The sequence below is a fragment of the Xanthomonas sp. NCPPB 3583 genome (assembly GCF_041475715.2).
GTDB classification, from domain to species: Bacteria; Pseudomonadota; Gammaproteobacteria; order Xanthomonadales; family Xanthomonadaceae; genus Xanthomonas; species Xanthomonas euvesicatoria.
Map to the genome: position 1 here is coordinate 1,371,881 of NZ_CM191263.1, position 19,207 is coordinate 1,391,087.

At 63.5% G+C, this 19,207-nt stretch carries 11 protein-coding genes and 1 other RNA gene; 8 read left to right on the forward strand and 4 right to left on the reverse strand.

The genetic code is table 11. The annotated features are described in order from the left end of the window. The first annotated feature begins 398 nt into the window (after window positions 1-398). The 4 genes from ACCQ07_RS06195 to ACCQ07_RS06210 all read left to right on the forward strand — a co-directional run bounded on the left by ACCQ07_RS06195 (window position 399) and on the right by ACCQ07_RS06210 (window position 6,320). Window positions 399-2,369 carry an OPT family oligopeptide transporter gene (locus ACCQ07_RS06195; RefSeq protein ID WP_372363905.1) on the forward strand — a complete coding sequence of 657 codons (1,971 nt, stop codon included), beginning with the start codon at window positions 399-401 and terminating at the stop codon, window positions 2,367-2,369. A gap of 704 nt (window positions 2,370-3,073) precedes the next feature. Then, complete coding sequence (locus ACCQ07_RS06200) at window positions 3,074-3,910, forward strand: transporter (protein WP_029818882.1); 837 nt, start codon at window positions 3,074-3,076, stop codon at window positions 3,908-3,910. A 61-nt stretch (window positions 3,911-3,971) separates the two neighbouring features. Then, a non-coding RNA gene (locus ACCQ07_RS06205) (sX9 sRNA) lies at window positions 3,972-4,046 on the forward strand. 153 nt (window positions 4,047-4,199) lie between these two features. Then, window positions 4,200-6,320 carry an alpha/beta hydrolase family protein gene (locus ACCQ07_RS06210; RefSeq protein ID WP_014089605.1) on the forward strand — a complete coding sequence of 707 codons (2,121 nt, stop codon included), beginning with the start codon at window positions 4,200-4,202 and terminating at the stop codon, window positions 6,318-6,320. Window positions 6,321-6,546: 226 nt separating this feature from the next. Here ACCQ07_RS06210 and ACCQ07_RS06215 read toward each other — a convergent pair whose 3' ends face one another. Continuing rightward, window positions 6,547-6,972 (reverse strand): hypothetical protein, encoded by a 426-nt coding sequence (locus tag ACCQ07_RS06215; protein WP_372163051.1) that lies wholly within the window; start codon window positions 6,970-6,972, stop codon window positions 6,547-6,549. Between the two features lie 284 nt (window positions 6,973-7,256). Between ACCQ07_RS06215 and ACCQ07_RS06220 the strand changes: the two genes are divergently transcribed. The 4 genes from ACCQ07_RS06220 to xopP (ACCQ07_RS06235) all read left to right on the forward strand — a co-directional run bounded on the left by ACCQ07_RS06220 (window position 7,257) and on the right by xopP (ACCQ07_RS06235) (window position 13,660). After that, window positions 7,257-7,715: a hypothetical protein gene (locus tag ACCQ07_RS06220; RefSeq protein WP_011346711.1), complete on the forward strand. Its 459-nt coding sequence runs from the start codon at window positions 7,257-7,259 to the stop codon at window positions 7,713-7,715. 131 nt (window positions 7,716-7,846) lie between these two features. Then, window positions 7,847-8,572: an AraC family transcriptional regulator gene (locus ACCQ07_RS06225; protein WP_008578160.1), complete on the forward strand. Its 726-nt coding sequence runs from the start codon at window positions 7,847-7,849 to the stop codon at window positions 8,570-8,572. Window positions 8,573-9,248: 676 nt separating this feature from the next. Beyond that, window positions 9,249-11,393 carry a type III secretion system effector XopP gene (gene xopP, locus ACCQ07_RS06230; protein WP_372363906.1) on the forward strand — a complete coding sequence of 715 codons (2,145 nt, stop codon included), beginning with the start codon at window positions 9,249-9,251 and terminating at the stop codon, window positions 11,391-11,393. Between the two features lie 116 nt (window positions 11,394-11,509). Next, window positions 11,510-13,660, forward strand: a complete 2,151-nt coding sequence (xopP, locus tag ACCQ07_RS06235) for a type III secretion system effector XopP (protein WP_372165525.1) — start codon at window positions 11,510-11,512, stop codon at window positions 13,658-13,660. 324 nt (window positions 13,661-13,984) lie between these two features. Here the strand turns inward: xopP (ACCQ07_RS06235) and ACCQ07_RS06240 are convergent, their stop codons facing one another. The 3 genes from ACCQ07_RS06240 to ACCQ07_RS06250 form a co-directional block, all read right to left on the reverse strand. Continuing rightward, window positions 13,985-15,220, reverse strand: coding sequence for a type III secretion system effector protein (locus tag ACCQ07_RS06240; RefSeq protein WP_372364124.1), 1,236 nt, complete (start codon window positions 15,218-15,220; stop codon window positions 13,985-13,987). Window positions 15,221-16,020: 800 nt separating this feature from the next. Beyond that, window positions 16,021-18,129, reverse strand: a complete 2,109-nt coding sequence (locus tag ACCQ07_RS06245) for a catalase (protein ID WP_209260887.1) — start codon at window positions 18,127-18,129, stop codon at window positions 16,021-16,023. Window positions 18,130-18,336: 207 nt separating this feature from the next. Beyond that, complete coding sequence (locus ACCQ07_RS06250; RefSeq protein ID WP_011346718.1) at window positions 18,337-19,191, reverse strand: aldo/keto reductase; 855 nt, start codon at window positions 19,189-19,191, stop codon at window positions 18,337-18,339. Window positions 19,192-19,207 lie beyond the last annotated feature (16 nt).

Sequence of the window (19,207 nt, forward strand, 5' to 3'; positions counted from 1 at the left end):
GGCGTAGCGGCGCACGCGCACTCTTCTGCGCCTGGCGTCGCACGCGCGGTGTCGGGCTGTTGCCGTGCAGTGATCGCCGCGCCGGGCGCAGATCCCGGCAGGCGCATTAGCGCAATAACATCCACCCGGCAGCAGCTGACGCCAATTGCACGGCGCGGCGTACCTGTATCGACGCTGGGGTGAGCGTGGTTCGAAACGTGCCCGCGTCCTCAACAGCCAACGCGCCGGATACCGCCGCGATCGGACAGATTGCAACCCAGCCGGCAGCGCGTGCGTCGGGTTGCCCCTGCGACGTCCACCCGCCATCGCACGCACACTGTCACGCCGCGCCGCAGCTGGACTCGCGTGGACGCAGGCGCTAGCGTGGTGCGGATTTTTTGCCTACAGGGGAATGCCCAATGAGCCACGACGCGCAGCCGCGCCAGCTCACCTTCCGTGCCGTCGCGCTGGCCATCGTGCTGGCGGTCGTGCTTTCGGCCGCCAATGCCTACCTCGGCCTGTTCGCCGGCCTGACCATCGCCACCGCCATCCCGGCGGCCGTCGTGTCGATGGGTGTGCTGCGCCTGCTGGGCGGTGGCACCATTCTGGAGAACAACATCGTCCAGACCGGTGCGTCGGCCGGCTCGTCGATCGCGGCCGGGGTGATCTTCACCATCCCCGCGCTGGTGATCATGGGCTACTGGCCGGACTTCAAGTACTGGTGGGTGCTCGGCATCGCCGGCATGGGCGGCCTGCTTGGCGTGTTGTTCTCGGTGCCGTTGCGTCGCTCGATGATCGTCGAAGACCCGCTGCCGTTCCCCGAAGGCAAGGCGGCGGCCGAAGTGCTCAAGGCCGGCGAAAATCCCGGCCCGGGCCTGAAGATCCTGGCCGTCTCCGGCGCCATCGGAGCGCTGGTCAAGCTGGCTGCGGCCAGCGGCCTGCGCGTGATTCCCGACACCTGGGCGCAGGCCACCTACCTGGGCAGCAGCCGGCTGGTGGGCTATATCGGCACCAACCTGTCGCCGGCGCTGCTGGGCGTGGGCTACATCGTCGGGTTGAACGTGGGCATCGTGGTGCTGTCCGGCTCGATCCTGTCCTGGCACATCGCCATCCCGCTGTACCAGCAGTTCTTCATGGGCTCGGACCCGGCCCTGGCGCAGAGCCTGGTCGATGCGTCGGCTGCCGATGCAGCGTTCGGCATCTGGGGCGCGAAGATTCGCTACCTGGGTGTCGGCGCGATGTTGATCGGTGGCGTGTGGACCTTGTTCTCGCTGCGGAAATCGCTGTTTTCCGGCGTCAAGAGCGGCTTTGCCGCTGCGCGCAAGAGTGGCGGCGGCGTGGTTGCAGAGACCGAGCGCGATCTGCCGATGAAGTGGATGCTGGTGGCGCTGGTGTTGTGCACGCTGCCGCTGCTGGGCCTGTATCAGGCCATCGTGCAGCAGTGGCATGTGTCGATCCCGATGACCATCATCATGATCGTGGCCGGCTTCCTGTTCGTGTCCGTTTCGGGCTATCTGGCCGGTTTGATCGGCTCTTCCAACAACCCGGTGTCGGGCATCACCATCTCCACCATCCTGTTCGCCTCGGCGGTGCTGGTGTTGCTGCTCGGCAAGAGCGGCCTGGTGCCTGTGGGTATCGGCGCTGCACCGCTGGGCGCAGTGGCCGCGATCATGATCGGTGCGGTGGTGTGCTGCGCGGCGGCGGTGGGCGGGGACAACCTGCAAGATCTCAAGGCCGGTTATCTGGTCGGTGCCACACCGTGGAAACAGCAGCTGATGCTGGGTATTGGCGCGTTCTCGTGCGCATTGATCATGGCGCCGGTGCTGAACCTGCTGGCTCAAGCCTACGGCATCGGCCCAGCAACGCCACATCATCCCAACTCGCTGGGCGCGCCGCAGGCGACGCTGATGGCCTCGGTCGCCAAGGGCCTGTTCGGCGGCCAGCTGCCGTGGAGCATGATCGCGATCGGTGCCGGCGTGGGCGCGGCCATCATCGCGCTGGACGAATGGTTGAAGGCCACCGGCAAGCGCTTCCGTGTACCGGTGCTGGCCGCGGCCATCGGCATCTATCTGCCGCTGGAACTGATGGTGCCGATCTTCCTCGGCGGCCTGATCGCGCATCTGGTGGAGCGCTTCCACAACATCCGTGCCGACGACGAAGACGGCCGTGACCGCGTGCATCGCCCGGGCGTGCTGTTTGCCGCTGGCCTGATCACCGGCGAGGCGTTGATGGGCATCGCCATTGCGGTGCCGATCGTGCTGTCCAGCCGCGCCGACGTGCTGGCATTGCCGGCCGCGCTGCAGCTCAACCAGTGGGTCGGCCTGGCGATTCTGGCCCTGGTCGGCTGGCTGCTGTATCGCGTTGGCAAGCGCGGCGAACAGGCCGCCTGAGTGTGATGCCAGATGGCGCATGCGCCCCGCATGCGCCATCTGCAAGCGGCGCCTGGTTGTGCGCGCAGCTTGATCCAGCACAGCTGTGAGGGAACGGCAAACAGCTGTCTGGGCCGCCGGGCTTTACCTGGCGAAGACATGCCAGCGCTGCAATGGCGCCAGGTCCTGCGCACGATGGAGCTCGATTCGCCGTTTCGATTGCATCGCTGCCACTGCGTCCTGCACACCGCATGCGAACCGTGCAGCACTGCCGCATGCGGGCATCGCGGCCTGCACAGCCACCCGCTAACCCGCCATCAGATTCAATGTCTTTGCGCCGGCTTTACGCCCTGCGCAACTGCCGTGCATAGCGACTTTATGCCGCTGCTGCTTATCGTGCCGTCTCCCGCACAACGGTGCGCCACGAGTGCTGCATGCTGGACTGATCTGATCCCAACCACCCGGTAGACCGTGGTGCGCTCATGCGCTGTGCATGACGCCGCAACGCCAGGCAAGTGTCTGGCAGTGCAGGCCCGCGCACTTCCCTGCAGTGGGCGTGTGCATCGCATCGCGACCGCACCGACGCCTCCCCGAAAAAACCGCAGTTGCGGCACCGTTGACCAAGCGCAGCGCCGCCATACCGCGCGTCGTAACGCACCATTTCCCACTCTTCAACGCGGCACGGTCATGCGATTCGTGCTGCGCTTTGCCCTGGAATCACCGCAATGCCCACCATCACCTCGCGCTCGTCTTCCCGCAAGACACTGCTCGCCGTCATCGTTACGGCAGCGCTGAGCAGCCTCGCAGTTCAGGCGCAGGCGCAAGACGCCACCGACGCGGCGCTCTGCACCGATCGGCCGACCAAGGCCAATGCCACCTGCACCGTGCCGGCTGGCGACTGGCAGCTGGAAACCGACATCGGCAATTACACGCGCGACAGCCAGCCCGGCACACGCACCGAAACGGCGTACTTCACCAATCCCACGCTCAAGTACGGCGTCAGCGACCGCATCGATCTGCAGCTCAACTGGGCGCCGCAACTGCAGGTCAAGACCACCGACCGCGCCACCGGCGCGCGCAGCAGCCTGAGCGGCGGCGGCGATCTCTATCTGCGCATGAAGGCGCGTGTGTACGAGAGCGACACCGCCAGCGTGGCGCTGCTGCCATTCGTCAAGGCACCCACCGCGCGTACCGGCCTGGGCAACGACACCTGGGAAGGCGGCCTGGCGCTGCCGGTCAACTTCGTGCTGCCCAGCAGCTTCTCGCTGACGTTCGGTCCGGAACTGGATTGGTTGGCCGACAGCGATGGCAGCGGCAAGCATGTGGCCATCGTCAACGTGATCAATCTGGCGCGCCCACTGACACCAAAGTTGTCGATGGCGGTGGAGGTGTGGTCCTCCATCAACCGCGATCCGGCGCAGACCGTGGAGCAGTACTCGGCCGATATCGCGGCGTCGTATCTGCTCAATCCGCTCCTGCAGCTGGACGTAGGCGCCAATTTCGGCCTCAACGACCGCACGCCCGACACCCAGGTCTACGTCGGCTTGTCGCACCGCTTCTAAGAGCAGCGAACAAAACGACTGCGCAGCCGCCAGGCGGGCGCGGCCGGTGCCCGGAATCGGCATGTACCACGCGTCCATGCCGGTTTTGAGTGCACCGTCCGCACCCACCTGACGACTGCTCGCTACGTTGTAAGCCGCTCTAAAGCGCCCAGCCGCCCGTGTCGCGTGCAGCGGCATGGGCGGCGCATGCGTGCGCGGCGCACCACGTCGCGCCGCAGGACCTCTCTGCCTTTGCGCGTGCGCCGCAGCAACGCCTACCATCGACGTTTTGCCGTTGCCGGAGATCTCGATGAAGCTGCGTCACGCCGTACTGCCCCTGTGTTTGCTGGCTGCCCTGCCAAGCCTTGCCGCTGCGCGCGGTTTCGATGTGCGCGACATGGTGGCGCTGGACCGGGTGTCCTCGCCTACGCTCAGCCCGGATGGCAGCGTGGTGCTGTTCGCCAAGCGCCAGGCCAAGACCGCCAATGGCAAGCCGGCCACCAGCCTGTGGGTGCGCAATCTGCGCACGCGCGATCTGGCGCCGCCCAAGCGGCTCACCCCGGAAGGATGGAACGTCAACAGCCCGGCGTTGTCGCCGGACGGCAAGACGGTGTACTTCCTCAGCAGCAAATCCGGTAGCCAGCAGCTCTACGCGCAGCCGATGGCCGGCGGCACGCCGCAGCAACTCACCGCATTTGCGGTGGACGTGGACAGCTACAAGCTCTCGCCGGACGGCAAGCGCATCGCCTTCAGCGCGGGCGTGTTCCAGGACTGCGGCTCGGACCTGGGCTGCACCAAGAAGAAGCTGGGCGAGCTCAAGAACAACAAGGCCAGCGGCGTGGTGTACGACCAGTTGTTCGTCCGTCATTGGGACACCTGGAACGATGGCCGCCGCAACACCCTGTTCGTGGCCGAGTTGCCTGCGGCCGGTGCCAAGGCAGTGGTCGGGGCATCGGCGATCAGCGCCACGTTGGCCGGCGACGCGCCGTCCAAGCCGTTCGGCGGCAACGACGATTACACCTGGTCGCCCGATGGCGCCAGCGTGGTGGCCAGCGTGCGCATTCCGCAGCCGCATGGCCCGGAGGCGAGCAAGAATGCCAAGGCCAGCGGCAAGCCCACCGGCAACGACGAGCCGTGGCAGACCAACTTCGATCTGTACCGCCTGGATGCGACCGGCAAGTCCGCGCCGGTCAACCTGACCGCGGCCAACCCGGCCTGGGATGCCGGCCCGGTGTTCAGCACCGACGGCAAGACGCTGTACTACCGCGCCATGAAGCGCCCGGGCTTCGAGGCCGACCGCTTCGGCCTGATGGCGATGGATGTGGCCAGCGGCAAGACGCGCGAGATCGCGCCGAAGTGGGACCGCTCGGCGGGCGAGATCGTGTTGAGCGAAGACGGTGCCAGCCTCTACACCAGTGCCGACGAACTCGGCGAGCACCCACTGTTCAAGATCGATATCGCCAGCGGCGAGGCAACCAAGCTGGTGGGCGAGGGCAGCGTGCACGCCCCCACGCTGGCCGGCAATACGCTGGCCTTTACCCGCAACTCGCTCAAGAGCGGTGACCAGATCTTCGTCAGCGACACGCAAGGCCAGGGACTGCGCGCGATCAGCCAGAGCGCGGGCGAATTGTTGCCGGACGTGCAGTTCGGCGACTACGAGCAGTTCCAGTTCAAGGGCTGGAACAACGACACCGTGCACGGCTACGTGGTCAAGCCGTACAACTACCAGCAGGGCAAGACTTACCCGGTGGCGTTCCTGATCCACGGCGGCCCGCAGGGCAGCTTCGGCAATGGCTGGAGCAACCGCTGGAATCCGCAGACCTACGCCGGCCAGGGCTACGCGGTGGTGATGATCGATTTCCACGGCTCCACCGGCTACGGCCAGGAATTCACCGACGCCATCAGCCAGCATTGGGGCGACCGCCCGCTGGAAGATCTGCAAAAAGGCTGGGCCGCCGCGCAGAAGCAATACGGCTTCCTCAACGGCGACAAGGCCTGCGCATTGGGCGCCAGCTACGGCGGCTACATGGTCTATTGGATGGCAGGCAACTGGAATCAACCATGGAAGTGCCTGGTCGACCACGACGGCGTCTTCGACAACCGCACCATGGGCTATGCCACCGAGGAACTATGGTTCAGCGAGTGGGAAAATGGCGGCACGCCGTGGCAGAACCCGGCCGGCTACGAGAAGTTCAACCCGGTGCTGCACGTAGACAAGTGGAAGGTGCCGATGCTGGTGATCCACGGCCAGCAGGATTTCCGCATTCCGGTCGAACAGGGCCTGGCTGCCTTCACCGCGCTGCAGCGCAAGGGCATCGATTCCAAGTTCCTGTATTTCCCGGACGAGAACCACTGGGTACTCAAGCCGGACAACAGCATCCTGTGGCATGACACCGTCAATGGCTGGTTGAAGCAGCATATCGGCCAGTGACGGACGACCGACACGCCGCCAGGCGCGGCGTGTCGGTTGCTTGAGCGAATGCTTTCCCTGGGCGATGGGCGTTGTCGAAGTCAGCGTTTTGGCAACCGCATCCTGCCCGTTGCGCCTGGAGTGCTCGCGCACCGCCAGAGCAAGCAGCGGTTATTCCACCTCGCATCTGCCGCGCGTGCACCGCAGTCTTGCCGGCAGTCCATGCCCACCTGACACCTGCGCAGTGCTAGCCGCGTTTGGCCAGCTGGCCTTCCACGATGTCCAGAATTTCCGACACCGCAATCCCGAACGAGCCGGCACGCCCGGCGTCGAACGCGGCCTTCCACTCGGCATACCCGGGCAGATACGCCTGATTGGGCGTGCTGTCGCCGACATGTTCGGCAGCGCTGCGCTCCAGCGTCTGTGCAATCACCGGAATGTGCGGCAGCGTGTCAAGCGTTCCGTTGGGCATTCCCGCATGACGGACCTGGACGTCGCTGATGGTCACGTGCAGGATCTGGCCTCCCTGCGGATGCGTATCGATCTGGTTGATCAGCAGTAGCGGCGTTTCGGCGGCACTGCGCCCGCGGCAGCGCCATAGCTGGCCGACTGCATAGGTTGAAGACGTCGTGGTTGAAGCGTTGGCAATGACCATCGGGAACTCCGCGCGCAAACCGCAATGATGCAGCTTGCTTGCGACGATGGCGACCGGATCGGCGGTGGACGCGCTGATACCGATGAGTCCGCCGGCGGCAATCGTCGATCCGGAGCGTCTGGCCGTTCCACTGACATTCCGCGCGCTGGATGAGTACGCTTGACGTGAACCGCTTGCAACGCCGCTGTGCAGATCACGGGCCAATGCATCCCAAATGCAATTGCCGCAGCGCATCACAGGCATGTCAAACTAGCGCATCTTCCTCTTCCCAGTTCCCTGCCAGGACCGCAAGGACCGTTTGCATGCGCACGTCGTTCCGCCCCGCATTGTGGGTAATCGCTCTGATCTGCAGTCCCGCCCTGGGCGCCGCGTCGCGGCCTGCCGTTGCGCCCGCGCGCGCCCCGGTGGCGGTTGCGTCTTCCGAGCAAGGCGGCGATACGAGCGTGCCATTGCCGGCCGTGCTGAAATCCGGCATGGGGTATCGCGCGTTTGCGCAGGCGGTGATGGAGCAAGGCTGGCAATTGGTGGATCCCCTTGCGGCCGATAGCTGCATGGCCGCGGGCGACTGCGAGATCGAGTTCATCGCGCCCGGCGGCAGCGCGCGGCTGCGCGTGCAGGTGGGCTCACAGGCCGGTGCGGCGGTAGTGCAGAGCTGGCGTGCGCGACAGGTGCCGCTGGATCGCATCGGTAACCCGACCGCTGCGGCGGGAGATGCCAAGCCTGCACCGGCGGCAGTGGACGCAGGCAACACCTCGCGCTGAGTCCTCCGGCCGCAGGCCGATCGCGCATGCGGCGTATCATGGCGCGGCAGGGGCGAATCGTTTCAATCGCGCGCCTGGTTTGATGCGCCTTTCCCGGTCTCGAGCACCTTGCCCTGCATGAACCCTCTCGCATGAAGAGCATCGATCCTGCCGATCTTGAAGCGTTGTTCGATGCCGTGCCGGACGTGTTGTTCTTCGTCAAGGATCGCGAGGGCCGCTACACCCACGTCAACCAGACCATGCTGCGGCGGCTGGGGCTGAAATCGCGCAAGGACCTGATCGGCAAGCGTGTTGCCGAGGTCTATCCCAGTGGCCTGGGCGCCAATTACGCCAATCAGGACGAGCAGGTGCTGGCCGGCGAGGTGATCGACAACCTGCTGGAGCTCCACCTGTTCGCTAACCGTGAGCCTGGCTGGTGCCTGACCTGCAAGCGTCCGTTGCTGGTGAATGGCAAGGTGCAGGGCATCATCGGCATCTCGCGCGATCTGGGCCCGCAGGACGGGCACGAATCGCAGTACGAAAAGCTGCGACTTGCGCTGGCGTATCTCAACGCCAATTACGCGCAGAACGTCCGCATGCAGGCGCTGGTGGAGATCACCGGGTTTTCCATGTCCAAGCTGCAGCGCTCGTTCCGCAAGGTATTCCAGCTCACGCCGCAGCAAGTGTTGGCCAAGCTGCGTCTGCAGATGGCGATGCATCTGCTGCACGGAAACAAGAGCCTTACCGAAATCGGCCACGCTTGCGGCTTCAGCGACCAAAGCGCGTTCGCGCGGCAATTCAAGCAAGCGGTGGGCATGACGCCGCGCGAATATCGTGCGTTGGCGAATGCGCAGCAGTTTTCAGCCGAAACAGTGTAGAGGGCGGGGCGATCTCAACGTGCATGCGCAAGACGTGCGTTGAGCCTGAAAATTCTCTCGAACTGCCTGCTGAGGTTTCCGAACTAGGGCTTGCCATGGATAGGCGTCCACCGGATCTGCAACATTGCGTCGTTTCTTGATTCCTGAGCGTTGTGCCGATGATTCAAAGGCATCGGACATGATGACGGGTCTTGAGAGGTGCCCAAGTTATTGGGAGATGCCTTGACCGCCTCGTCTGGTCATTGAACAACTGCATGCGCAGCCGGCTCGTCTTCGTCTCAGTCACCACGCATTCGCGCCGCATGCAAACCGCGCCGCATTCGGTGGTTTACTAAGGCAGCGATGTCACGCACATCGACATGATGTGGGTCGCGCTTCCTGCGTTGAAACGGCAACACGGTTTTCGCTGCACGTCATCGGCAATTGCATGATGAACAATGCCGGGTCGAGCCAGCAGTGAGTGAGGCAGGCGCTGCAGCATGCAACACGATGAGGCAGGCGGTTCGAGCGCCATGGCACAGGTCACGCGGTGACTGCGCCACGCAGTGGCAACACGCATCGCTGCCGGCTCGCAAGGCCTGGCGTACGGCGCCGCCACGTTCCACGCACATTCCGGGACGGGGAAAACTGGGCGCGGTGTGCGAGCAAATCGAATGGCGATATCGGAGGATGCACCGTGCCTAAAATTGAATCGACCAAGCAGGCCCCACCGGATCCCGCGCAATTGATTCAAACTGCACCGACACCATCGGGCTCGGGATCAGCCGCAAGTAGCTCTGCCGCCAGTGCGGCGCCCTCAGCGCAACTCGGCGGGCTTTCCATCAGGCCGCGACGGCTGGGCCGAGCCTCCAGAGCCAATCTTCCAGCGGCATCGTCCACCAACGCACAGGACGTCATGGCGGCGCTCTTTGCCGCGGCGCCAGTTCCGCAAGGGCCAGATCCTTTCGAAGTATTGAGCAAGGCCTCATCCAGGCTGAAACGCTTCAACGACCTGGCACAAAAACGTGACGCACCAGCGGATATCAGAGCGCTGGAAGCAAGACTCGAATCCGGAAAGTCTGCGATCGAATCCGCTCGACAAGCCTTGCAGGCGCTGGCCGAGCTGAATATCCAAAAACGCATGCCGGTCGACAATGTCGAAAAACACGAGAATTTCCTGGTGCTGCATTTCGCAGTAGCCGCCTCGCTTCACTACGGCGCATGCGAGAAGATGATCGATCAGAAAATGGCCACCGAATTTGGCCATGTGAATACCCAAAGGGTCGAGATGGTGGTGTTGTCCGCTGACGCCATGCGTCTGCAGCAACCGGGACCATGGCTTGCGTTACGCGGGCATCTTCTGAATGCGCTTGCAGCGATGGAGGAGGTTTGCCAGCGTATCAGGTCGCCGATGACGGGTCAGGGGCCACGCGACTCGCTCAAGGACCATCTCCCGGTCGTCAGGGCGATGATGGGATCGTGCCATGAACGGATGCAGACCGTCCGCGGAATGCTCGTCGAAATACATTCAAGGCGACTTGCCGATGAGGCCAGCGAGTGCGGCCTGCCCCAGGTGCTTGACGGACTGAGGGAGCTCGAAGAAATCGACAGCCTTCACCATGCTGAGGTGGGCGAAGCGCTCAAGCATGTGATCCAGGTCCATGTCGAACGCTTTTCCTCAACCGAGCATTCGCTCACCCGGGAGGGGCTGGCCCGGTGCAAAAAGGTACTCGTCGAATACGCCGAAATACGCGGCCGAGCCGGGATGCAGCTGTGTGTGGATGCCGCCGCGCTCATCGAAGCAGGTGAGCATGCCAGAGATCATCTATGGCCAACGATGCTCGATCTTGCACAGGCACTTGCCGACAAACGTCAGGCGATTGTTGACATGTGTGAGTTCGCCGTCCAGGACAGACAGCTGATTGGCGCAGCGGCGGTTTCGCCCGGGCAGGCACCGGCGTCGACAACATCAAGCGTGCCGACAACCACGACAGCAACAGGTAAATCGAGCCGGTCGCGCAAGGCACGCGTGCGCACGCCTGATGCTTCCAGCTCGGCGGCAGCGCCCGCGCGGCGGGCCATGGATGAGCGCAGCGCAGCGCAAAAGCAGGCCGACGAGATACTGAAAGGCGCGCGTCTGGAGTCGTTGCCGGTGGCAGAACTCGGCGGTGATTTCATCGCGCTCGCCAAGCGCCTCGGCAAGGACACCACCGACGTAGAGCGCCTGGTCGGCGACTCCAGATACGACGCGGCGACGGCCTTCGATTCTGCCAGGATCACCATGCAGGGCTGGTTCGGATCCAGTGAGCGTGTGCTGCAGCTCAAAGGCAAACTCCGTGCAGGAGACGCGCGCATCGAACACCTCGACACGCGGCTGCGTCTTCTCCAGAGCATCGAGCACGATTTCAAACGGCGCGAAGCCGATGCGCTCAAGACCGATCCGCAGCCACGGGCGCCGCATCTGGAGCGCCTGTTGGCGATGAATGGACTGGCACGCGTCACGGCGCCGCGCCGCCTTCGCTCGGAGGACGACATTGGCGACCGTGGCAGGCTATTTGAAGTGCGTATCGAGCACACGCCGCAGTCGAATGGAAACATCCCGCGGCCCTGGTTCGTCCACGTACATGCCAAAAGACCGGTCACCCCCGACGGGCTGCGCGCGCTCGACTATAAGGACTTGGCGGCCGTCCACCTGAAGACGGAGAGAGAAGTCAACCTGGGCGCACGCTGGGAGGAGATGATGCGCGCCCTCGGAAACACCGAGGCCAAGGTGCACCGGGCAACCATCGGCTCCAAGCTGCTTGGCCAGCTTTGGGCGCTTGGCTCTGGTGGACAGCAATAGCCACAACGGCCCAGGTGCCGTCGCATACCCAGACCATCAAGTCTCGGATCTGCCGAGAACAGGCGCATCTGGGCGTCCATGCGTGGCAATAGAATGGCAATGTCGGAGGATGCACCGTGCCGAGAGTTCGAGCGACCAATCAAGTCCCAGTGGATCCCGCGCAGTCCGCTCAACCGGCGGCGCCGCCACAGGATGCGTCAACCAACGCGAGCGTGCCTGACGAGGTAGCGGCGCTCTCCACGCAACTCAGCGGGCTTGCCATCAGAGCGCCGCGACCGGCCAGAGCTTCCAGGGCCAGTGCGCCTGCATCATCATCCGCTAACGCCAGGGGCGTCCGCGGATCGCTCTTCACCTCGGCGCCTGTCTCAGCAGGACCAGATCAACTCGAGGTATTGCACACGGCCTCGGCCAGGCTGCAACTGTTCAACCACCTGGTCACAAACGTGGCGCCAAGGGGGGGGGCAGACACAAGATCCCTTGAAGCAAGGCTCAAGTCCGGCGCATCGGCGATCGCATCCGCGCGACAAGGCTTGCAGGCGCTGAGCGAGCTCAAGATTCAACGCCGCATGTCATGCTCCGACATCGAAGCCCATGAGGATCGATTGATTTCGTCTCTCGGGCAAGCCGCAGCGATGAACTATCTGTCATGCGAAAAAATGATCGATCACAAATTGACCCAGGAATTGGGGTCTGTGCTTGCGGAAAGCAGCCAGTTTGCACGGTTTAATGTCCAGGCCATCCGTCTGCAGCAGCCGGAATCATGGCATGCGTTACGCACGCATCTTCTTGATGTCATTGCAGCATTGGAAGAGGTTTTCCGGCGTATCAAGTCGCCGATGACGAATCGGGCGCCGCCCGACGTGCTGAAGGCCCAGCTGCCGATCATCAGGATCACGATGGGATCTTGTCACACGCGGATGCAAACCGTTCGTGGAGTGCTGTACGAAATATATTCAAGAAGGCTTTCCGATCAAGCTAGTCGTTGCGGGTTGCGACAGGTGATGGATCGATTGAGCGCGCTCGAAGAAGTAGACAGATGCATGGAAGCCAAGGTCGGACAAGCGTTTACGGAGCTGACCAAGATCCATCTTGAACGCTTTCTCTCAACCGAGCACTCGCTGACGCCGCAGATGCTGGCCATGTACAAGCAAGTGCTTGTCGAATACGCCGAGCTGCGTGGCCGAGCGGCGACGCAGCTGTGTATGGATGCCGCCGCGCTCATCGAAGCAGGTGAGCATGCCAGAGATCATCTATGGCCGACGATGCTCGATCTTGCACAGGCACTTGCCGACCAACGTCAGGCGATTGTTGACATGTGTGAGTTCGCCGTCCAGGACAGGCAGCTGATTGGCGCGGCAGCGGCCTGGCCCGGGCAGGCACCAGCGTCGATCACGCCGAGCGTGCCGACAACCACGACGACAACAGGCAAATCGAGCCGGTCGCGCAAGGCACGCGTGCGCACGCCTGATGCTTCCAGCTCGGCGGCAGCGCCCGCGCGGCGGGCCATGGATGAGCGCAGCGCAGCGCAAAAGCAGGCCGACGAGATACTGAAAGGCGCGCGTCTGGAGTCGTTGCCGGTGGCAGAACTCGGCGGTGATTTCATCGCGCTCGCCAAGCGCCTCGGCAAGGACACCACCGACGTAGAGCGCCTGGTCGGCGACTCCAGATACGACGCGGCGACGGCCTTCGATTCTGCCAGGATCACCATGCAGGGCTGGTTCGGATCCAGTGAGCGTGTGCTGCAGCTCAAAGGCAAACTCCGTGCAGGAGACGCGCGCATCGAACACCTCGACACGCGGCTGCGTCTTCTCCAGAGCATCGAGCACGATTTCAAACGGCGCGAAGCCGATGCGCTCAAGACCGATCCGCAGCCACGGGCGCCGCATCTGGAGCGCCTGTTGGCGATGAATGGACTGGCACGCGTCACGGCGCCGCGCCGCCTTCGCTCGGAGGACGACATTGGCGATCGTGGCAGGCTATTTGAAGTGCGTATCGAGCACACGCCGCAGTCGAATGGAAACATCCCGCGGCCCTGGTTCGTCCACGTACATGCCAAAAGACCGGTCACCCCCGACGGGCTGCGCGCGCTCGACTATAAGGACTTGGCCGCCGTCCACCTGAAGACGGAGAGAGAAGTCAACCTGGGCGCACGCTGGGAGGAGATGATGCGCGCCCTCGGAAACACCGAGGCCAAGGTGCACCGGGCAACCATCGGCTCCAAGCTGCTTGGCCGGCTTTGGGTGGCTGGCGCTGGTGGGCAGCGCTAATTACGACGCGTCGCCTGTCCTCACCAAGGAAGAGATCCTCGAATACACGGCTCAAAGCTCCACGGATCGCTCAACGTGAGTGGCCAGTTGCAGCGGGCCAGGCAGGATCCTGAAAACGGTAAGCATCTGATAGAGGCAATTCGGCGGGCAGGGAGCTCGGTCTTTTTGCCCGCCAACGCCGTGCGGAATGAAGCCGGTGTCGAACGCCCGAGCCAGTGCACGCGCAGGCATTGGCGCGCGACCAGGCGTGGTTCGCCTGACCGTCGCCGTGGGCGGTACTGGTATCGCGCACGTGCAGCCCGTGGCGCGTACTGGTCGCAGTCGTCATGTCCGGGATTTTTGAATCACATTGCTGAGGAAGGAGGAATTGCGTGCCAACACCTGATTCACCAGCGCGGCATCCGGCATCCAACCCGCGCCAGACATGTCTTTCAATTGATCGCCCAGCGAGTGCAAGGAGGACGTGACGGAGTCCACATCGAGCGCGGCGTACCACTGCTTGACCATTTCCACTTCAGGCGTGGCTTGCCAGGCAAGCGCCTCGCGTATCGCCTCAATCACCATGGCATGTACGCCCTCCAGGCCTTTCGCATAACGGCTGCTCATCACGCTGGCATCAAGCAGCACTTGCAGCGCCCGTGCCGGGTTCTGGACGACGTCTCCCCAACCATACCGAAGCGGCTCTCGTGGATTTGCCGGGGTATCTTTCTCCCGGTCGTAGCGAAAGCCGGTTACGTCAATGCTGACGACCTTGTGGCGTGCATCTTCTCCGGGAATGACCAGCATATTGTCAGGGCCCAGATCAGACGCTTCGCCCAGGGTCAGCCTGGCCAGCAACGAGGCGAACAGCCCGTCCAGACCGCTGTGGCGCAAGGTATCGATCAACGCCTGTTTGCCCGAACGAAGATTGACCGGATCGTTGATCCGCGCAAGCAGCGCGTGGTCTGCGGCGAGTTCATCGGCCTGCGCACCGCTGCCGGCTGCGCTTTTCACACGGGCAGCGGCTTGCTTGGCCTGCGCAAGCGAAACGTCAGGCGGCAAGAACGCCTTGGTCAGGAATGTATCCAGCGGCTCTGCATCATGAATCAGTCGCGAGGCGATGAAGGCGTTGTCGGGCAGTGTCAGCAGCGATGAGTCCGGAATGTGTTGCCGCGGAAGATGGCGTGCCTGTAGCGCGTTGACCAAATCCTGTGCGGCAGCGACGTTGATGATGTCAAACAAGGCCGGGATGCCAAGCGGATTGCGTAGACGAGGATCTGCAGCAACCAGGCTTTCGTGAATCTCGCAGACATCGTCGATGTCCAACGCATCCGTCTTCGCTTTTTCCGTCAATCTCTTACCTTTTTCGGTATCGAGAAAGGCATGGAAGGCCAGTGTCAGCCATTGCTGCGTGGCCTGCTTGTCCATGCTGCCCTCAAGCAGCCTGGCTGCCGAGCCGACGATGTAGCCCAAGCGTTTGTTGGCCTCCGCGCCTTGCCCCTTCGCGCAACATTTCACTGCCTGACCCAGCAGGCTGCGCGAAATTCCGGTTTTGACAAGATGCTCCTGGCCACCGAGCATCCCGACCATGCCCACATCGCTGCCTCCCAATGTCGCCTTGGAGCGCGAGAAGACAACAGCGCTTTCGGACAGGCTTATCGGGTGGCGATGGCCGCCGATGTCGGCCCTGGTGGCTAGAAACGCGATAGGCCGAATGATCGAGAATAGAGGTCTATCCGGGCGATTTACGACGGGAGCCGAGGCAGGCGCGCCGATGCTCCTGCTGCCCGCGGCGTCCGGCATTACGCAATCGAGCGCGGTGGCTGTGCTGGTCCGCGCCGCGCTGCGGCGGGGCGTTAGTCCAGCTAATCGGGCATCAGTGCGGTGGTGCCGATCGTCGTCGGTCGCCGGGCTGCGTGGTAACGCCGCGTCATCGGCTGCAGGAAGCGGCAAGTTTGCTGTGCCAGAGGTCGGGGTGATCCGAGATTCCATACCGTGCTCCAGTGACTAGCGGCACATTCTGCAATGCGGCCAATCCCAAGCAACGCCAGTTGGCGTAATCGTCATCCGGGAAGCGAATAGCGACCGAGCGTCGTCATCGACGCGACCTACATGACCTTGGACGCGAGCGACAGGTAAACCTCGCTCGCGTCAGGGTGCTCCATCGCGGCCTGGTAACGGACATCGCGCAGTGCGCATGCTGGTTGCGCGATCGAAGCTTTGGCCAACGCGAAACAGCTAGCGCTTGCCGTGGAAATGCGCAGTAACCTGCCGCTACCGCGCAAACGCGCGGCAGCGGCAAAAGCCGAGGGGTTTGGGGCCGCCAGCGCGCGGACGTGGCGTGCCTCGGTTTCAAGCCCGGGTACCGGGTCTTCCCGCGGTTACGCCAGCATGCGCACCTTCGGCTCGCGTGCCCACTGGCGGGTTTTTGCTGCGGTAATGAATGCCTTGGTATCGGCGGCCGGAACGACGCCCGCATCCTTGCCGACGTTGCCGGCCTTCAGCAGCAATTGCGCGCCCTCGTCGAAGGCGATCGCCTTCAGGTGCGCCCAGGCAAAGCTCACAAAATCCAGCGCCGCCGATTCGCGTGTCAGCAGCTTGGCCGCTTCCGAGGACAGCAATACCGCCACCGCGTCGAACACCACCGAAGGCGTCCCAGCCAGCTGCCCATCGGCGGCCAACTGCTTGCCGTCGCTAAGCTTGGCGCCGCCGAGCTTGGGCGCAACGATCTTGACCGTCGCACCCGCAGCTTCGGCCGCCTTGCGTACGGCCTTGATCGCCGCGGCATCGGAGCCGTCGTGAATCAGGATGCCCACCGTGCGCCCTTTCAGGGTGTCCTTCATCTTGCCGATGACCTGCAAGGCAGGCGAGAGCGGCATGTCGATCGGCGCCACTGCAGCCGGCGGTGCTGGCGGCAGGGCGGTCATGCCCATGCCATCGGCCACACGTTGCGCCAGCTCCTGGTCGATGTGGCGCAGATGACCCACGATGGCCTCGCGTACGTGGGCGGTTTCCACCTTCGACAGTTCGAACACCAATGCCGAGGCGATATGCGCCTGTTCCGGTGCGGTCTGGCTGCGGAAGAACAGTCGCGCCTGGCTATAATGGTCGGCAAAGCTTTCTGCACGCACCCGGCCCTTGGTGCCTTCTTCGGCCGCAGTTGCATGGCTGGGGAAACCACGCAGCGCTTCACGCGGCGCATCGGCCTGCAGCGAACTGGGCTCATAGGCGACGCGGCCCTTGGGTACGCTCATCTGCATGTGACCGTCGCGCTGGTTGTTGGCGAACGGGCACTTGGGTGCGTTGATCGGAATCTGATGGAAGTTCGGCCCGCCCAGGCGGCTCAGCTGCGTATCCAGATACGAGAACAGGCGGCCTTGCAGCAGCGGGTCGTTGCTGAAGTCGATGCCGGGCACGATGTTGGCCGGGCAGTAGGCAACCTGCTCCGTTTCGGCAAAGAAGTTGTCCGGCCAGCGGTCGAGCACCATGCGGCCGACGATTTGCAACGGCACAAGCTCTTCGGGAATGACCTTGGTCGAATCCAGATGATCGAACGGGAACGTTGCTGCCTGGGCTTCGGTGAACAATTGCACGCCGAGTTCCCACTCGGGGAAATCGCCGTTCTGGATTGCTTCGAACAGGTCGCGGCGGTGGAAATCCTGATCGGCGCCGGCGATCTTGACCGCCTCGTCCCAGATCGTCGATTGCAGGCCCAGCTTGGGCCGCCAATGGAACTTGACGAAGGTGCTTTCGCCCTTGTCATTGAGGAATCGGAAACTGTGGATGCCGAAACCCTCGATCATGCGGAGCGAGCGCGGAATGGTGCGGTCGCTCATCGCCCACATCACCATGTGCATCGATTCGGGTGTCAGCGAAATGAAATCCCAGAACGTGTCATGCGCGCTGGCAGCCTGCGGGAAGCCCCGGTCCGGCTCCATCTTCACCGCATGAATCAGGTCCGGGAACTTCATCGCATCCTGGATGAAGAACACCGGGATGTTGTTGCCGACCAGATCCCAGTTGCCTTCCTTGGTGTAGAACTTCACCGCAAACCCGCGCACATCGCGCGGCGTATCCACCGAGCCGGCGCCGCCTGCGACAGTGGAAAAACGGGTGAATAACGGGGTCTTTTCGCCCACCTCGGTAAAGATCTTGGCGGTGGTGTACTGGCTCAACGACTTGGTGAGCTCGAAATAGCCGTGGGCGGCACTGCCGCGCGCATGCACGATGCGCTCGGGAATGCGTTCGTGATCGAAGTGGGTGATCTTTTCGCGCAGGATGAAATCTTCCAGCAACGTCGGGCCGCGCGGGGTGGCGCGGAGCGAATTCTGGTTGTCACCTACCGGAATGCCCTGGTTGGTGGTCAGCTGCGGGTGCGTGCCGCCTGCCTTCTGGTGCAATTCATCGCCAGTACCGCGCGACCCATCGACGGTGGTGCTGGCAGGGGCGAGGGCAGGGACCTGCGCGGATTTGCTGGGGGACTTGGCCATAGGAACTCCACTCTGGCGGGCTTGGGATGCGGGCTGAGCAATAAAGCCTGGGAGTGGCGCTGTTAATTGCATGTGTCTGCTTGCGAACGAAAACTCACATGTGCAGCAAACATTGCGCGACGTCGCAGTTGCATGTTGCAGCGATCACGAGCACGCACACGCGCAGCCGTGCAGATGCGCAGACAAGCGGGCGCGACTATCGGTGTTTTACAGCAGATCCAGCGGCTGTTTGCGGGTAGGCGGCGCGAAGGCGCGATCGATCTCGGCAAGATCGTCTGCGTGCAATTGCAGCGTGCAGGCCGCGGCATTGGCACGCACATGCGCCGGCGTTCCGGATTCGGGAATGGCGATGACATTGCCGCTGCGGATCGCCCACGCAAGCGCCACCGCGGTGGCTGCAACGCCACGACGCTCGCCGATGGCGTGCAAGACCGGATGATCCAGCAACGCGCGGCTGCCAAGCGGCGAATAGGCCATCACGGCCACCTCGTGCGCGGCGCACCACGGCAACAGGTCGAATTCGATACCGCGGCTGCCAGCGTGGTACAGCACCTGGTTGACCAGGCAACGCGAGCCGCCATCGATTGCCCAGAGCTCCTCCATGTCATCGACATCGAAGTTGGACACGCCCCAATCGCGGATCTTGCCGGCATCGCGTAGTGCTTCGAATGCATCCACCACTTCGGCCAGATCGCTGCCGCCACGCCAGTGCAGCAAATACAGATCCAAGGTGCGCACCCCCAGCCGTTGCAGGCTGGCTTCGCAGGCGCGTGCGATTCCGCGGGCGCTGGCATTGCCGGGCAACACCTTGGACACCACGTAGGGCGGCTGCGCACGGCCGATGGCCTGGCTGATCAGTTGCTCAGAGCGGCCATTGCCGTACATCTCGGCGGTGTCGATCAGCTGCATCCCCAATTGCTGACCGAGTTGCAGCGCCTGAATTTCCTGCTCGGGCGCATGCCGGCCCTGGCCCAGGTTCCAGGAGCCCAGACCTAATGCGGGCACGCGACGCCCGTTGCGCAGGCGCACCTGTGCGCAGGAAGGGGAAGACGATTCGGACATGATGGGTTCCTGTCGC

Bases quoted from the DNA above. Each gene is read 5' to 3' on its own strand.
- ACCQ07_RS06195 (WP_372363905.1), top strand. From the start codon at position 399: ATGAGCCACGACGCGCAGCCGCGCCAGCTCACCTTCCGTGCCGTCGCG.
- ACCQ07_RS06200 (WP_029818882.1), top strand. From the start codon at position 3,074: ATGCCCACCATCACCTCGCGCTCGTCTTCCCGCAAGACACTGCTCGCC.
- ACCQ07_RS06210 (WP_014089605.1), top strand. From the start codon at position 4,200: ATGAAGCTGCGTCACGCCGTACTGCCCCTGTGTTTGCTGGCTGCCCTG.
- ACCQ07_RS06220 (WP_011346711.1), top strand. From the start codon at position 7,257: ATGCGCACGTCGTTCCGCCCCGCATTGTGGGTAATCGCTCTGATCTGC.
- ACCQ07_RS06225 (WP_008578160.1), top strand. From the start codon at position 7,847: ATGAAGAGCATCGATCCTGCCGATCTTGAAGCGTTGTTCGATGCCGTG.
- ACCQ07_RS06240 (WP_372364124.1), bottom strand. From the start codon at position 15,220: ATGCTCGGTGGCCAGGAGCATCTTGTCAAAACCGGAATTTCGCGCAGC.
- ACCQ07_RS06245 (WP_209260887.1), bottom strand. From the start codon at position 18,129: ATGGCCAAGTCCCCCAGCAAATCCGCGCAGGTCCCTGCCCTCGCCCCT.
- ACCQ07_RS06250 (WP_011346718.1), bottom strand. From the start codon at position 19,191: ATGTCCGAATCGTCTTCCCCTTCCTGCGCACAGGTGCGCCTGCGCAAC.